Here is a 15,506-nt window from a genome sequence, read left to right on the forward strand (position 1 = left end):
CGTTTGGGCGAGTACTTTCTGCCTCAATATCCCGTGCCTGAAGGCATGACAATGGATGAGTTTTTTCGCAAGCTTTGTCATGACGACCTGGATGAGCGCTTAAAAGTAATTTTGGCTAATTGTCCTGAAGACGAGCTTGAGGAACGGCGAAAACCTTATCTGGATCGCTTGAAATTTGAACTCGATATCATTCTTCAGATGGGGTTTCCCGGCTATTTTCTGATCGTAATGGACTTTATTAAATGGGCGAAGGATCATGATATCCCTGTTGGCCCGGGTCGTGGTTCAGGTGCTGGTTCACTTGTTGCATATGTATTGAAAATTACCGACCTGGATCCCTTGCAATACGATCTACTATTCGAACGTTTCTTGAACCCGGAACGTGTCTCGATGCCTGACTTTGACGTTGACTTCTGTATGGATGGGCGAGACCGGGTTATCTCTTATGTTGCTGATCATTACGGCAGGGATGCGGTATCGCAGATTATTACCTTTGGTACGATGGCAGCAAAGGCTGTGGTGCGAGATGTTGCGCGTGTGCAGGGTAAATCTTACGGTTTGGCTGACCGGCTTTCGAAGATGATTCCTTTCGAAATCGGCATGACTTTGTCAAAGGCGATTGAGCAGGAACCGACCTTAAAAACTTTTCTTGATGAAGACGAAGAAGCCCAGGAGATCTGGGAAATGGCTGTCTGTCTAGAAGGGATTACGCGTAACGTCGGTAAGCACGCCGGTGGTGTTGTTATCGCACCGACTAAACTGACAGACTTTGCTGCACTTTATTGTGATGAAGAAGGCGGTGGCCTGGTTACCCAGTTCGATAAAAATGATGTTGAAGATGCAGGCCTGGTTAAGTTCGACTTCTTGGGGCTTCGTACTCTAACTATCGTTGACTGGGCTTTGAAGATGATTAACCCTCGCTTGGCAGCGAAAGGTAAAGAGCCTATTAATATTGACCATATCCCACTGGATGATAGGCCCTCTTTTGAATTGCTGAAGTCAGCAGAAACAACGGCGGTATTCCAGCTGGAATCCCGTGGTATGAAAGACTTGATTCGTCGACTTCAGCCAGACAACCTTGAAGATATGATCGCACTGGTTGCACTATTTAGACCGGGGCCTTTGGAGTCAGGCATGGTTGATGACTTTATCAACCGTAAGCATGGGCGGGCAGAAGTAGCCTATCCTCATCCTGACTTTCAGCATGAGAGTCTGAAAGGCATTCTAGAACCGACTTACGGTGTTATTGTCTATCAGGAACAGGTTATGCAGATTGCACAGACCTTGGCAGGATATACGCTAGGTGGCGCGGATATGCTGCGTCGTGCAATGGGTAAGAAAAAACCGGAAGAAATGGCTAAGCAGCGCGATACCTTCCGTGAAGGTGCTGCGTCAATTGGTGTTGACCCAGACCTCGCCATGAAAATATTCGACTTGGTAGAAAAGTTTGCGGGCTATGGTTTTAACAAGTCTCACTCAGCGGCCTATGCGGTCGTTTCCTATCAAACATTGTGGCTAAAGACTCATTTTCCTTCAGAGTTTATGGCTGCGGTACTGACTGCCGATATGCAAAATACCGACAAGGTGGTGACCTTAGTCGAAGAGTGTCGTCAGATGAAAATCTCTTTGGTGCTGCCGAATGTCAATGTCAGTCAATATACCTTTACCGTTGATGACGATCTTCAGGTTGTCTACGGTTTGGGTGCCATTAAAGGCTTAGGGGAAGGGCCCGTTGAGAGTGTCTTGGAAGCCAGGGAAGAGGGCGGACCATTTAAAAGTCTGTTTGATTTTTGTGACCGGGTAGATTTGAAGAAGGTGAATAAGCGAGCTCTGGAAGCATTGATCCGAGCCGGTGCCATGGATTCGATTGGCCCGAGCCGCGCGAGGATGATGGAAAGTATTACCGAAGCAGTACAACGCGCTGACCAGAATGCCAGAAACCAAAATGCGGGTATGATGGATATGTTTGGCGAGGTTGTTCCTGACGAAGATGAGGATGTCTACGCAAGTTCAGAAGGTGTTCGTGAGTGGAGTGAAAAAGAGCGGCTAGGGCAGGAAAAAGACACCTTGGGCTTATACCTGACAGGTCACCCTTTTGATGAGTATGAAAAAGAGGTTAGGCGTTTTGCTCCGAACTCTATATTAAACCTTAAGTCCAGTCGTAATCGGACGACGGTAGTGGGTTTGATTGTTGAAATTCGGGTAATGAAGAATAAACGTGGCCAGACCATGTGCTTCGTTACTTTGGATGATCGTAGTGCACGAATTGAGGCGACACTATTTGCGGATACATTTGACGAGTGTCGCGAGGCTATTCAAAAGGATGAGGTGGTTGCTGTTTCTGGTGTAGTGAGTCTTGATGACTATTCCGGAATGCTGAAGATGCGAGTTAGCCAGGTACAAAGTATTGCTTCAGCGAGAATTAACTTTGCCAAGAATATCTCTATCAGTATTAGTCAGGCGCAGTGTGCTGACGGAATGCTAGAAAGCGTTAAGAGTAAGTTGGAACCTTATCGTTGTACTCAGCCAGTACCTGCTGCACCAGCAATGCTTGGTGAGGGGGCAATGGTGCGAGAAGAAGAGTCGCTTCAGCCAGCAGGTTGTAAGGTTGCCTTAAGCTACCAGCGACCTGATGTGAGTGCGGTTATCGAATTTGGTGATAGCTGGCGGGTTGAGCCTGCTGACGAATTGTTTCAAGAGTTAGAGTATTTGCTGGGTGAAGGGAAGGCGCAGCTCGTTTATTAGCCTCATATTTTTTTTATGTTGTGGCGGGATTTTCACTTATGCTGTCTGGTAAGGCGGCGAAAAAAAAGTAACAATAGCCCCCTCAAATCTAATGGAAGAGTCAGTTAGCCAGACTAAAGCGGTTTATTATGAATTTATACTACCTTGATTTTGAACAGCCCATTGCAGAGCTGGAAGAAAAAATAGAAGAACTTCGCTTGGTCGGCAGTGATCAGGAGCTCAATATTCAAGAAGTGATTGAGCGTCTTGAGCATGAATGCGAGATTCGTACAAAAGATATTTTTGCGAATCTTAATGCTTGGGATGTCGCGCGCTTGGCTAGACATCCAAAGCGTCCTTATACGCTTGATTACATTGAGCAGATTTTCACAGACTTTGATGAGTTGCATGGTGATAGAACTTATGCTGATGATCAGTCGATTGTAGGTGGTATTGCTCGGCTTGAAGGGCGTCCAGTAATGATTATTGGTCATCAGAAAGGGCGCGAAGTTAAAGAAAAGGTCAAGCGTAACTTTGGTATGCCCCGGCCAGAGGGTTACCGCAAGGCTTGTCGCCTTATGGAGCTAGCTGAACGTTTTTCCTTGCCTATTATCACCTTTATAGACACGCCAGGTGCCTACCCGGGAATTGGTGCTGAAGAGCGCGGCCAAAGCCAGGCGATAGCTCATAATCTAGCTGTCATGTCTCGGCTTAAAACGCCAATTATATCCACTGTTATTGGTGAAGGTGGTTCTGGTGGCGCGCTGGCTATTGGTGTCTGTGATCGTCTAAATATGCTTCAGTACTCAACTTATTCTGTTATTTCCCCTGAGGGTTGTGCCTCCATTCTGTGGAAAAGTGCTGAGTATGCAGCTGATGCGGCTGAAGCGATGGGGGTTAACGCTCAACGTCTGAAAGAATTAGGTCTGGTTGATGGCGTCATAGAGGAGCCTTTAGGCGGTGCACATAGAAATATGCCCGAGATGGCTACTCAATTGAAGGCTCAGCTTATTGCAGGGCTTGATGAACTTTCGGCTTTAGATACTGAAGAATTAATGGATCAGCGCTATCAACGTTTAACGGCCTACGTTAAAGAGTAAATAGTCAAATAGGGTGCTCTGTGAGTGAGATGAAGGTTTCCCCGGTGATCTTGCAGGCATTAAAAAGAGTGCCCGAGTCCAAACGCTATGTTGTTGCCTTGAGTGGTGGCTTGGACTCTATCGTGCTCTTGCATACTTTTCGTTTATTAAACCCCTCCTTAGCTTTATCAGCAATACATGTTCATCATGGGCTTAGTAAAAACGCAGACGACTGGGCTCGTCATTGTCAGCAGGTGTGCCAGGAGCTATCTATTCCTTGCTATGTAGAGCGTGTATCAGTTACTGCGAGTGGTGAAGGGCTAGAGGCCGCAGCCAGGAAGGCTCGTTACGAAGTTTTCGAGAGGCTGCTAAATGATGGTGATGTGTTGCTCCAGGGTCATCATCAAAACGATCAGGCTGAAACGGTGTTGATTAGGGCATTGCGCGGTAGTGGTGTTAAGGGCTTATCGGCTATTCCGCCTAGCAGGCTTATGTCTTGTGGAACTGTTATTTATCGCCCTTTGCTTGAGGTCTCGAGAAGGGCTTTAGAGTTAGAAGCGGAAGGTTTGGGTCTGAAGTGGGTCGAGGATGAAAGCAATAGTGATTCAGTCTTTGATAGAAACTTTCTGAGGAATGAAATTCTCCCTCTACTTGAACAGCGTTGGCCAAATTCTACCGAGGCTCTTGCGCAGGTTGCGTGTAAAGCAAGTGAAACGCAAAGCTTTATTGATGATTGGTGTGTAAAGCAATTTGATTCTGGCTTGTTGCTTGAGCGCGCTCAGGGTGAAAAAGTCATCGATATCTCAGTTTTATCATCTTATAGAGAGAGAGATCAGAAGATCTTGTTACGAGCTTGGATTGATAACTTTGATTGCCCGCAGCCTTCAGAGCGTATATTGGGAAGAGTTTTTACTGAGCTGATTTCAGCCAAGCCAGATGCTAATCCTATTGTCCAATGGTCAGGTTTTGAATTGCGCCGTTATCTAGGGGGAATTTATTGCCAGCGTAAACCTGTGGGCGGCAGTGAATCTTATAGCGAAACTCGGCAATTTAAGCGGCGTGGTCAAGTTTATAATGTTGAAATTGCAGCTCAGAATATATCGTGTGCTTATGAAAGTGGGGATGTAAGCATGCAGGCTGATTCAGGTCGTATACAGCTCGCCGTGCCCGGGGCAGGTTTTGAGTTGCAGATAAAATCTCGTGCTGGAGGGGAGTCGCTCAGGACTAGACCTGACGGGCCGGGGCGTAGCCTTAAAAGCCTTTTTCAAGAAGCGGGTATTCCTCCTTGGCGACGTGATACTTATCCTTTGATTTATATTGATGGTGTACTGGCGGCAATTGGAAACTTGTGGATAGGTGCGGGTTTTCATGCAGAGTCCGGGCTTCCTGTTCTAAGCGTTTACTTCAATAATAAGTATTAATGGTGAGTCATTAGGCGATAAGGTCTCGAACTTACTGCAAAGGTCTTGCACCTTGATGGTTTTATCTCTAGAATATCGCGCTCTAAAATCTGCGGGGAGCTTATACCTTTCTTATGGAAGGAATAGACTTTACCGTGTACTTGTAACTCCTTGCTTTTTAAACGGCCGATGTGGTCGACATTAAAAGGCTATTACCCGAAGGGAGAAAATATGCGTCATTACGAGATCGTATTCTTGGTGCACCCTGATCAAAGTGAACAGGTTCCAGGAATGATTGAACGTTATACTGGTGTTATCAAAGATAGCGGTGGCCAGGTTCACCGTCTAGAAGACTGGGGTCGCCGTCACTTGGCTTACCCAATCAACAAAATCCACAAGGCACACTACATTTTGATGAATATCGAATGTGGCGGCGATGCTTTGGGTGAGTTGGAGCACAACTTCCGTTTTAACGATGCCATCATTCGTGATTTGGTTATTCGTCAGAAGGAAGCGATTACTGAAGAATCTCCTATTAAAGCTTCTCAAGGTAGAGATGACCGTCGCTCTGCGCCTAAGCGCCCAGCTGAACAAGAGTCAAGCTCTGAAGAATCTGTAGAGAAAGTTGAAGATGCAAGCGCTGGTGACAGCGAAGCGGCATCAGAAGAGTAATTTAATTTTAGGAGAAGACTATGTCTCGCTTTTTTCGTCGTCGTAAGTTTTGTCGCTTTACGTCTGAAGGTGTAAAACAAATCGATTATAAAGATTTGGACACTTTGAAAGGTTATGTCACAGAAACTGGTAAAATCGTACCAAGCCGTATTACTGGCACAAAAGCTCGTTACCAGCGTCAGCTAGCAACTGCTATCAAGCGCGCTCGTTACTTGGCACTTTTACCTTACACAGACAATCACCACGAATAAGACCGGGTATTGTTTGTTAATCGTTTTACGATTATTGAAAGTAATTAATTAGCTATAAATTGAGAATATCCTGATGCATGACTTAGCTAAGTTAGCCATGCGAGGACCTTGGCAAGCAGCAGTTTTGGCAAGCGTTAGCGTAATGATACCAATGATGTTTTGGTTCGGCGCGGCGATTGTTGGGTTGGTTACCTTGCGAAAGGGCTTGAGTCAGGGTCTTAATGTTTTTATCTGGGCAACTATTCCTGCTTTGGCATGGTGGTCTGGAATGCAAGATCCCGGAGCGCTGGTGGTTCTAATATCGGTTCTGCTTATGGCAGCGATATTAAGATCAACCGTCTCCTGGCAAGCCACTCTGGCTGCCGGAGGAGTAATTAGCCTGCTTACAGGCATTGTTGCTCCTTATCTTATGCCAGAGTTGATTGAAACCCTAATGGGGTTGGCTGAAGAGTTCTTTAAGCAGCTCGCAGAAGAGTCGCAGCAAGAATACGATGCTAATTTACAAGAAGGTTTCAAATTGCTACTGGTAGCAAGCTTTGCTTCATCCTTTTTCGGGATGGCTGTTATATCGCTGTTTTTAGCGCGATCCTGGCAGGCAAGCTTGTATAACCCGGGTGGTTGGCGAGAGGAGTTTCACCAGATACGCTTAACTGCGCGTATGGTGATGGGCCTGGTTTTGTTGATTGTGATCTTACCTGTGCTGGGCGTGAGTCCTGCCTTGGTTATCGCAGTCGCTGTGGTTCCGATTATGGTTTGCGGTTTTGCCTTGGTGCATGCCGTGATAGCGAAGCGAAAGCTTGGCGGGCAGTGGTTAATTGGCATTTATTTCTCGGCCATATTGCTGTTTCCAACTGTATTGATGCTGATAGCTTTGTTAGCCTTACTAGATAGTTTGGTCGACTTTAGAGCTAGAATGCAGGCGCCAGAATAGTAAAAGCATGAAACGCTGATTAGTTACATGAAACTAATTTGAGAAATCTAGAAAATAGAGGATCACGAGATGGAAGTTATTCTACTCGAGAAAGTTGGAAAATTAGGTGGTTTGGGTGACAAGGTAACTGTTAAGGCAGGTTACGGTCGCAATTTCCTATTACCATACGGTAAAGCTGTAGCGGCAAATGAAGCAAATGTTGCTGAGTTTGAAGCACGTCGTGCTGAGCTTGAAAAAGCTGCTGCTGAGAAGCTTGCTGCTGCTGAAGCGCGTGCTGAGCAATTGAATGAGAAAGAAGTAACTATCGTTTCCAAAGCGGGTGACGAAGGTAAGTTATTCGGTTCAATTGGTGTTCGCGATGTTGCGGATGCAGTAACGGCTGCTGGCGTTGAAGTTGCTAAATCAGAAGTTCGTCTTCCTGAAGGTGCGATTCGTAACGTTGGTGAGTTTGATGTTGCGATTCAATTGCACAGTGAAGTAACAGCGATCATTAAATTGATCATTGTTGCGGAATAAGCTTCTGAAATAAGTAGTCAGATAGCTTTGACTAAACATGGTAAGAAACGTTGCCATGGTAGAGTGATTTGAAAATATAAATTACTCTCTGATACGGCCCGAATATATATTATATTTCGGGCCGTATTCATTTATGCTCTACAAAACTAAGCATTGCACTTTTATGATCTATCAGAGGTGAGAGTCTTGTCAGTACTTGATCAGGATACACAGAAACTAAAAATACCTCCCCACTCAATCGAAGCGGAACAGTCAATACTGGGTGGCTTGATGCTGGACAACAGTAAGTGGGATGTAGTCGGTGACAAAGTCCTGGAAGAGGATTTCTATCGTCAAGATCATCGTTTGGTTTATCGAGTAATTGCTAAGTTAGCGACGGGTGGTAATGCTCTAGATGTAGTGACGGTTGCTGAAGAGCTTGAACAAATGGGCGAGCTCGAAAATGCTGGCGGTATGGTTTATCTGGGGCAGCTCGTCGAGCGCACGCCAAGCGCTTCTAACGTTAGGGCCTATGCAGAAATCGTTCATGAGCGAGCAGTACTTAGACGATTAATAAGTGCCTCGGGAGAAATTACAGACAGTGCTTTTAACCCCCAGGGGCGGACAACCTCAGAGCTTCTAGATGAGGCTGAAAGGAAGGTTTTCCAGATCGCTGAGAATAGTGGTGGGAAAGACAGTGAAGGGCCTCAATCAGTAAACCCTATCCTAACCAAGACGCTAGAACGTATTGATGAGCTGTTTAATGCCTCGGGTGGTATTACCGGTGTCACGACGGGTTTTAGAGACCTGGATGAGATGACCTCCGGTCTTCAGCCTTCGGACCTGGTTATCGTTGCGGCTCGACCTTCGATGGGGAAAACGGCCTTTGCAATGAACCTGGTTGAGGCCGCCTTAATTAAAGCAGAGAAGCCTGTATTAGTATTTAGTATGGAAATGCCGGCTGACTCAATACTAATGCGTGTTATCTCCTCATTAGGGCAGATTAACCAAACCAGAGTACGTTCCGGTAAGCTGGAAGAGGATGATTGGCCACGCTTGACCTCTGCGGTGAGCATGCTCAAAGACAAGCCCCTCTTTATTGATGATACGGCAGGTTTGAGCCCGACGGAGGTTCGATCTAGAACTCGGCGTGTCGCGCGAGAAATTAAGCAGGATATAGGTCTCATCATGATCGACTACCTTCAGCTGATGCAGGTTCCTGGCATGACGGAAGGTAGAACAGCAGAGATTTCTGAGATATCGCGATCTTTAAAAGCTTTGGCGAAGGAAATGAACTGTCCGGTGGTAGCCTTGTCTCAGTTAAACCGTGGCTTGGAGTCTAGGCCGGATAAGCGCCCTATGAACTCAGACTTGCGTGAGTCAGGAGCAATCGAGCAGGATGCCGATGTTATTATGTTTATCTACCGTGACGATTATTATAACGAGGATAGCCCTGATAAAGGTATGGCCGAGATAATCATTGGTAAGCAGCGTAACGGGCCGATTGGTAAATGTAAATTATCATTCCAGGGGCAATATACTAAATTTAATGATTTGTCTCACGCTGATTATGGAAACGAGTTTTGATCGAAAAGCTTAGGCGGGCAGAAGGTGTTAATTTGTGTCTTGAGGGTGAGGGCTTTTCAGGCGGTCGTCCATTATATCTTGAAGTAGACGGGCAGGCTTTTCGTCATAATATAAAGCGTGCAGCAGAAATATCGAAGGCTACTTCTTTAATGGTGGTGCTTAAAGCCAATGCCTACGGTCATGGTCTGATCGAGATGGCAAGGCTTGCTGGCCAGCATGACTTGGCAGTGGCAATTCCCGAAGAAATGCGCCAATTGCGTGAGGCTCAGCTCGCTAATCGAATATGGGTACTTGAAGGACCTTTTGCTAAGGCCTGTATCGAGGATACAAGCAATGTGATTTGGGTGGTCCATAGCTTATGGCAGTTGGCGCTGTTTGAAAATCAAACTCAGGCTTCTGAGTATAAAGTTTGCTTAAAGCTTGATACCGGAATGAATCGCCTGGGTATGAATAGCGAGGACTTTGCACTTGCATTGAAGCGAATTGAGTCAAATCAGTACCTCTCGCTCTATGCTTGTATGACGCACTTCTCAGCAAGTGATTTGCCAGGGGGGGAGCAGGTAGATCAGCAGCTTCAGCGCTTTAATTCTGTTATACAAGATATTGAGTCGGATGAGCTCTTACTGAGCACGGCTAACTCCGGTGGTATTCTATATTATCCTCATAGCCATAAAGATATTGTTCGACCTGGTATTATCTTATATGGCGCAATGCCGTCACCAGAGAAGCAAGACCAGAATTTTGATTTAAAGCCGGTGATGAAATTAAAGTCTGCAATCATGGCTGTTAGAGAGCTTTCTATCGGAGAGCGTGTTGGCTATGGCGGCCGCTGGCGAGCATCTCGTGAATCACGAATTGCAACAGTCGCTTGCGGTTATGGTGATGGTTATCCCCGACATGCACCAGATGGAACGCCGGTAGCGGTTTTTGATTCCGCGTCACAATCCTTTGTTCGAGCCCCGCTTGTAGGGCGGGTATCGATGGATATGTTGGCAATTGATATAACGGATATTCCTTCTTGTGGTCTTGGCAGTCCTGTTGAGCTGTGGGGGGATTATATTAAGGCGGACGAGCTTGCATCTTTGGCTGGTACGATTGCCTACGAGTTATTTTGTAGTATTACTACTCGTGTTCCAAGGCTGTTGAGTGGCGAATAGAGTATTCGCCACTGGGCCTTTTTAAGGTGCTTCTTCGAGGAGTTCTTCGCTCTCTGATGGTTCTTCAGAAGTATCGTCATACATAAACTTCATGTCGCCAAAAGAGCCTGTCGGGTTGATGAAAGAAAGGCTGCTCGGAAAGAAGTAGGTCTTGACCGGTGCGTCATGTTCATAGCTATCTTTAACTTTCACCTCACCATGAAATTGGCTCTTTATGTCAATATCGATAACCTCTGCGATGTTGCCAGGCAAAGTCCCTATTAGAGCGCCATGCCCCAAGTCATGATCTTGATTATACTGATAGATATTAGGGTTAATGAGAGCGGGAATAGTTTTCTCTCCAACACTTAGTAATGTCGTATCATTTGAGTTGATGATAGCCTGTTCTACGGGGGCACCCGAGCTATCAAATAAGTTGGAAATTCGTCCCCATATTGAGTTCGCAATATCTGGGAAATGACTTGTATAGAGTTCGCTGTCGAAATTTTGAGCAAACAATTGTGGCTGGCCGTCAGTTTCACGCTCGAGGTGAATGAGTATGTTGTCGTCGCTGCCCTCAATATAGCTCGTATAAGTATCTGATGAAGGAAGCCCTGCCGATTCTATAAAAAGACCTAGATCTCCGGTTAACTGGACCGAGGAGCTGGAGTCGATGTTAGATTGCTGGTTATCTTCAGCAAAAAACTTGCGAATGATGATGTTCTGCGATGTGCTGATCATTCGAATGTCTTCTACTTCTGCCGCTGAATACTCCTTGAGCGTGGTAAGGGTCTCTTCGGTGGATACACCTTCAATCATATGAAGATTAAGTCCGTCACGTATATACAGTCTATCAGTCTCTTGATGATAGGAAAGTTGAGAGTCTTCAGGGTTTTGAAATACAAAAATTGGTGTTTCAAAGCGATCTTCACGTTCTTCAACATGGCCGCGATCAAATATTGCTAGAGTGGGGAGTTTAATTAAGGCGTCGTTATGTCTGAACAGAATAGCATTCTCAATATAGGTGAACCATTGATCTTGGTTATTCTTATAGTTTGGGTCTCGGTTGATTAGCTCAACGCCAAGCTCAGTAAGACCAAATGAGTATTCGAGAGTGTCAAAATTACGATCAGATTCTTTAATATAGAATTCATATTGATTCTTTAGGTAGTTAAATCCAAGGTAGCCAAACTCTTTGGTTGAGGTGTTATAAACCGGGTGCTCGGCGTACATTAAGGCTTCACTTGAATTTGTTACTCGTCCAACCCAGGCCTGACTTTTCTCAAACGAGGTTTCCTGGTTGCTTGCTAAAGAGTGGACTTCATCTATTTCCTCTTTACTTAGGTATAAATGTTCTTCGTGGTTACCGTAGAAAAAATCGTGCTCGTGGGTGTGGTAGTGAGGGTGGTTGTTAGGGTCGAAAGGCAAGCCATCATCGCCAATCTCGCCAGCTTCGTAGGCGTGATCGTGGTCATGGTCATCTGTATGAGTATGGGAGTGGCTACTAACATGAGTATGGCTATTGATAGATATACGGCGAATCTCATACTCGGTATCTGGGTCTTGTTCTAGGTCAATTTGGTAGTAATTGAATGTGCTGAGAGCACAGTCCTCGGGTGCTGTTTTTACATATAGTTTATGTTCATTTTTGTACAGTATCTCATCAATGAGTCGGTTTTCTTCATCAAGGGTTAGAGACGGCCGAATATCGCAAATAAGAGGGGGGTTGCCATCCACAGGCTCAAAATTGACAATTGGGTGGGCATAGCGAGTCACTAATTCGAATAAAAATATAGAGGAACCTTTGCTGTAAGCAATAAGCTCAGGAAGCAAGGTGTGTATAAGTGAAGAATTGCTGTCGTCACCTTGAACTTCTTCTGCCTCGTCGGTGTCTAGATATACAATGTGGCCTTCAGGAGAGCTAACTAAAGTTGGGTTTTCATCGTCTGGCCCAATGAATAGAGAAAGTCGCGCTGCGCTGTCCTCGGTAAAATGGGCTTCTACAATCTTGCTTTCGCCTGATTCCGGGTCGAACTCATATAGTGAGTTGTTTTTAATAAATGGAAAGTTCAAATTTTCGATTATTGGTGGCAACTCGGTGGTGGTTTTGTTTGACTCAGAGCAAGCTGCTATACCCATCATCAAAATGGCTAATATTAAAAGTCGTGAATGCATTTTCATCTGCTTGGTAACCCTATTCCTTTTGTAAATGCGTAAACTCAATGAACGCTGCTCAAAAACTACATGCCATCGACTAATAATAACGATAGAGATTGATCTTCAATATCAGGATCTGGTGTTTCTTGACTGGGGTTAAAAATGAAGCTGAAATTGGCGCGCTGCTCGACCCCCTCAAGAGAGTAGGTCGCTTCAAAGTTTAGAAAGCTATAATAATCGTTGATGACGCTTCCATTCATGAATTCGAGGTTTGATAATTCATGGAAGATACCGTAGCTAAAGTCAACGGAGCGGTGCTCTTTATTCCCATTTTCATTCTCTCGTGATGACTGTGCCAGCGCACGGCCATTATCTTTGTCTTCATCATATTTATACAGATAGGCTCCAGAAAGCTGCCGCGTCCCACTAACATTCTTAACTGGCGACGATGATATGAGTAAAGGTAAGTCATCTTGATTTCTCATATCCTTAACAAAAATGAGGGTGCTTTCCTCGAAGCTTGTTGGTTCGTAGTTGCTGTTCTTTTTCGTCAAAATATGCGCTTGTGAGCCTGACTCGCTATTGTAGGAGTTGAAGTGGAATGTATCGTCATTGATGTAAATCGAAATTTCTTCGGACTCATCTATATTGCTCTCGTTTCCTGTCTCATAAATGACAGTTAGCAAGTCATCTTTTCCAGTCTCTTCGGTAAGTAGTAGCAACTCGTTTGCGCTGTTTAGTCGATAAGTTAGCGAAACATCTTCCGTACTCTTGCTATTACTATAAATAAGCTCAAACCGATCACTTTCGTATAGATAAAGGTCGTTTTCAACCTGGATTACAAAGTTACTTTGCTGAACTGGCTGGCTGGTATTAAGGGTAAGGTTTGTATAACCGTTGAGCGTTAATGTTGGCGTATCAAATATAGCGTTAATGCGTGCTTGTATAGGAGTTGAGCTACTTGTTGGGTCATCGACAGTAAATAGATATGAAGTTGGTATAACAAATAAGTTAGATCCTTGCTGGGCCAATATCTTGTTATTTGATACTTGAGTAAAAGTAAGGGGTTCTGTGAAAGGGAGTTGTGTACTCCATTCTATTGTTTGTATTTCGTTAAAACGGTCTATTTCTGCATAGTTAAAAGATAGTTCGGAAGAGTTGTTGTTATAGCTAAGGTAGCCATAGTTTCCTTGCCATACTGATGAAATTACTTTTGCTGAATCGTAGTCAATAACTAACTCGGGATCTTGTTTTCCCTCAGAAACGACGCTGTGTTCAAAGATTGTGAAGATGTTCTCATCAATCAGAGTAGAAAAATCAATTTTTTCATAGAAAATATCGCCATCACAAGCGGTTGAAGCCGAAACATGAAGGATGATTTCAGGAAGGTGTTTAGTGCTGACATTGGACTCTTTTCGGTCTTGAAAAGCGTGGGTTGTAGGCATTCTAATAGCTGAGATACCACAAATATGGCTACTTAGATTTGCTAATACATAATGTTTGTTATTGTTGGCTTTGTCGAGATCGAAGAGGTTTATAACGCTTTCTTCTTGCGAGTTTCTCGTTACATAGGCTATGTATTCGAAACCTTGTTTTTCTTCATCTATGTCGAAAGCTAGTGCGGTCTGAAAGTCGTTAGTTGCTTCAGCAAAATCGGCGAGCTTGTAGGTTATAAGGTTGTCATTCTTGATAGTGTAGTAGCTGATAGTGTTATCAACAGTATTAATATAGGCGTTATAGGTATTCACCTCAGGTGGATCCACAGGCGTCTTATGGTCGGTGGTACATGCCGTCAAAAAGAAAATGCCTAGTGGCAGTGTTAGCGATCCTAGCAAAGAGTGAAGGTTAGGCAATAAAGCTCTCATTAGCGAATGCATCCTGATTATGTAATGATGATTTTATTAGGGCATGTAAATACAATTAACCACTGAGTATATCTGTCTTACATAGTGAAAAAAAATCTAACAAAAATGAATGGGATAAGGTTCACACTATTAAGGTCGCTCAGGTTCAATTTGACCGTCACTGGGCTCGTTGAATTGATTTAGTATTCCCTTAAATTGCATTTATCAAAGTAAACAGAGTTAGCCATAAGTGTAAGTCAGGCTTCCATCTAAGCTGTAAATATCTAATAATTCAAATCTATTCCTACTCAAAAAATAATAATAGGAGACAGTTATGTGCCGGTGTTTGGTGACAGGAGCAACAGGTTTTATTGGGAAACTTTTGGTAGAAGGTCTTCTTAAGCAAGGGCATGATTTGCTTGTGTTGGTGAGGAATCCTGATACTGAAAAATGCAGCGAACTTATTTCTAAGTGGCGAGCTTTATCCTTAGTGCTAGACAATGGTTCTTCGTTGGATGTTTGGTGTGGCGATTTAAATAGCCAGTTTATGGGGCTCGATAAGACTTTATATAGTTTTTCAGATTTTGATCATGTTTTTCACCTTGCAGCAGTGTACGATCTGGGGGCGCCTGAAAAACTCGTTATGGAAACGAATGTCCAAGGTACGGAGCGTTTGTTTAGCACGCTGGTTTCTTCAGGTTTTGCTGGTCGAGTTCATATGCTCAGCTCGATGGCTGTGGCAGGAGACTTTCAGGGCACCTTTTCCGAGGATATGTTCGATGAAGGTCAGGAGCATTCGCATACCTATCATTTGAGTAAATTTCAGTCCGAGGCTTGTGCCCGTCGTTTTAGGGATGAGCATAATATGGACTTAAGGATTTATCGGCCTTCTGCAGTAGTAGGCGACTCAACAAGCGGTGAGATTGATAAAATCGATGGGCCATACTATATGTGCCTGTTAGTAAGTTTTTTAAAGCGATATTTACCTTCATGGGTGCCAATCCTTGTTCCTAAGTTAAAGGCAAATCTCGATGTTGTACCTCGGGACTACCTTGTTGAAGCTATATTGCTCTTGAGTCAGTCTGAGGACTTGGGGGGGCAAACTTGTTTTCACCTGACCGGCACGCAGTCACTACCTTTACATAAAGCTTTTACGCAAATTCTTCGTGCAGCAGATGGTCCAAAAGTTGGCTTTTCTTTGCCTGTAAGGTCTTCAGGTATACAAGGTGG

General features: G+C 44.5%; 12 protein-coding genes. 10 read left to right on the forward strand and 2 right to left on the reverse strand.

What is annotated here, in order from left to right; translation table 11 throughout:
* The 9 genes from dnaE to alr all read left to right on the forward strand — a co-directional run.
* Window positions 1-2,745: DNA polymerase III subunit alpha (gene dnaE / locus A3766_RS12145; RefSeq protein ID WP_068642269.1), on the forward strand; the 2,745-nt coding region annotated here is incomplete at its 5' end.
* Between the two features lie 128 nt (window positions 2,746-2,873).
* On the forward strand, window positions 2,874-3,824 hold the full coding sequence (accA, locus tag A3766_RS12150) for an acetyl-CoA carboxylase carboxyl transferase subunit alpha (protein ID WP_068511446.1): 951 nt from the start codon (window positions 2,874-2,876) through the stop codon (window positions 3,822-3,824).
* Between the two features lie 29 nt (window positions 3,825-3,853).
* Entirely contained in the window at window positions 3,854-5,224 is a 1,371-nt protein-coding gene (gene tilS, locus A3766_RS12155; protein ID WP_068511445.1) for a tRNA lysidine(34) synthetase TilS, read from the forward strand.
* A 210-nt stretch (window positions 5,225-5,434) separates the two neighbouring features.
* The gene (rpsF, locus tag A3766_RS12160; RefSeq protein ID WP_068511443.1) at window positions 5,435-5,875 is read left to right on the forward strand and encodes a 30S ribosomal protein S6; all 441 of its coding nucleotides are present in this window, start codon (window positions 5,435-5,437) and stop codon (window positions 5,873-5,875) included.
* Window positions 5,876-5,895: 20 nt separating this feature from the next.
* Complete coding sequence (rpsR, locus tag A3766_RS12165; RefSeq protein ID WP_068511441.1) at window positions 5,896-6,126, forward strand: 30S ribosomal protein S18; 231 nt, start codon at window positions 5,896-5,898, stop codon at window positions 6,124-6,126.
* A gap of 73 nt (window positions 6,127-6,199) precedes the next feature.
* Window positions 6,200-7,057: a hypothetical protein gene (locus tag A3766_RS12170; protein WP_068511439.1), complete on the forward strand. Its 858-nt coding sequence runs from the start codon at window positions 6,200-6,202 to the stop codon at window positions 7,055-7,057.
* 69 nt (window positions 7,058-7,126) lie between these two features.
* Window positions 7,127-7,573: a 50S ribosomal protein L9 gene (rplI, locus tag A3766_RS12175; protein WP_068511437.1), complete on the forward strand. Its 447-nt coding sequence runs from the start codon at window positions 7,127-7,129 to the stop codon at window positions 7,571-7,573.
* 186 nt (window positions 7,574-7,759) lie between these two features.
* Complete coding sequence (gene dnaB, locus A3766_RS12180) at window positions 7,760-9,139, forward strand: replicative DNA helicase (RefSeq protein WP_197469892.1); 1,380 nt, start codon at window positions 7,760-7,762, stop codon at window positions 9,137-9,139.
* Window positions 9,136-10,296, forward strand: a complete 1,161-nt coding sequence (gene alr / locus A3766_RS12185; RefSeq protein ID WP_082865236.1) for an alanine racemase — start codon at window positions 9,136-9,138, stop codon at window positions 10,294-10,296. Before dnaB ends, alr begins: the two co-directional genes overlap by 4 nt.
* Window positions 10,297-10,317: 21 nt before the next feature.
* Here the strand turns inward: alr and A3766_RS12190 are convergent, their stop codons facing one another.
* Window positions 10,318-12,450: a hypothetical protein gene (locus A3766_RS12190; RefSeq protein WP_156508888.1), complete on the reverse strand. Its 2,133-nt coding sequence runs from the start codon at window positions 12,448-12,450 to the stop codon at window positions 10,318-10,320.
* Window positions 12,451-12,515: 65 nt separating this feature from the next.
* Window positions 12,516-14,297 (reverse strand): hypothetical protein, encoded by a 1,782-nt coding sequence (locus tag A3766_RS12195; RefSeq protein ID WP_068511430.1) that lies wholly within the window; start codon window positions 14,295-14,297, stop codon window positions 12,516-12,518.
* Between the two features lie 313 nt (window positions 14,298-14,610).
* Between A3766_RS12195 and A3766_RS12200 the strand changes: the two genes are divergently transcribed.
* On the forward strand, window positions 14,611-15,506 hold an 896-nt coding region (locus A3766_RS12200), incomplete at its 3' end, for an SDR family oxidoreductase (protein ID WP_156508889.1).

The organism is Oleiphilus sp. HI0132 (assembly GCF_001635845.1).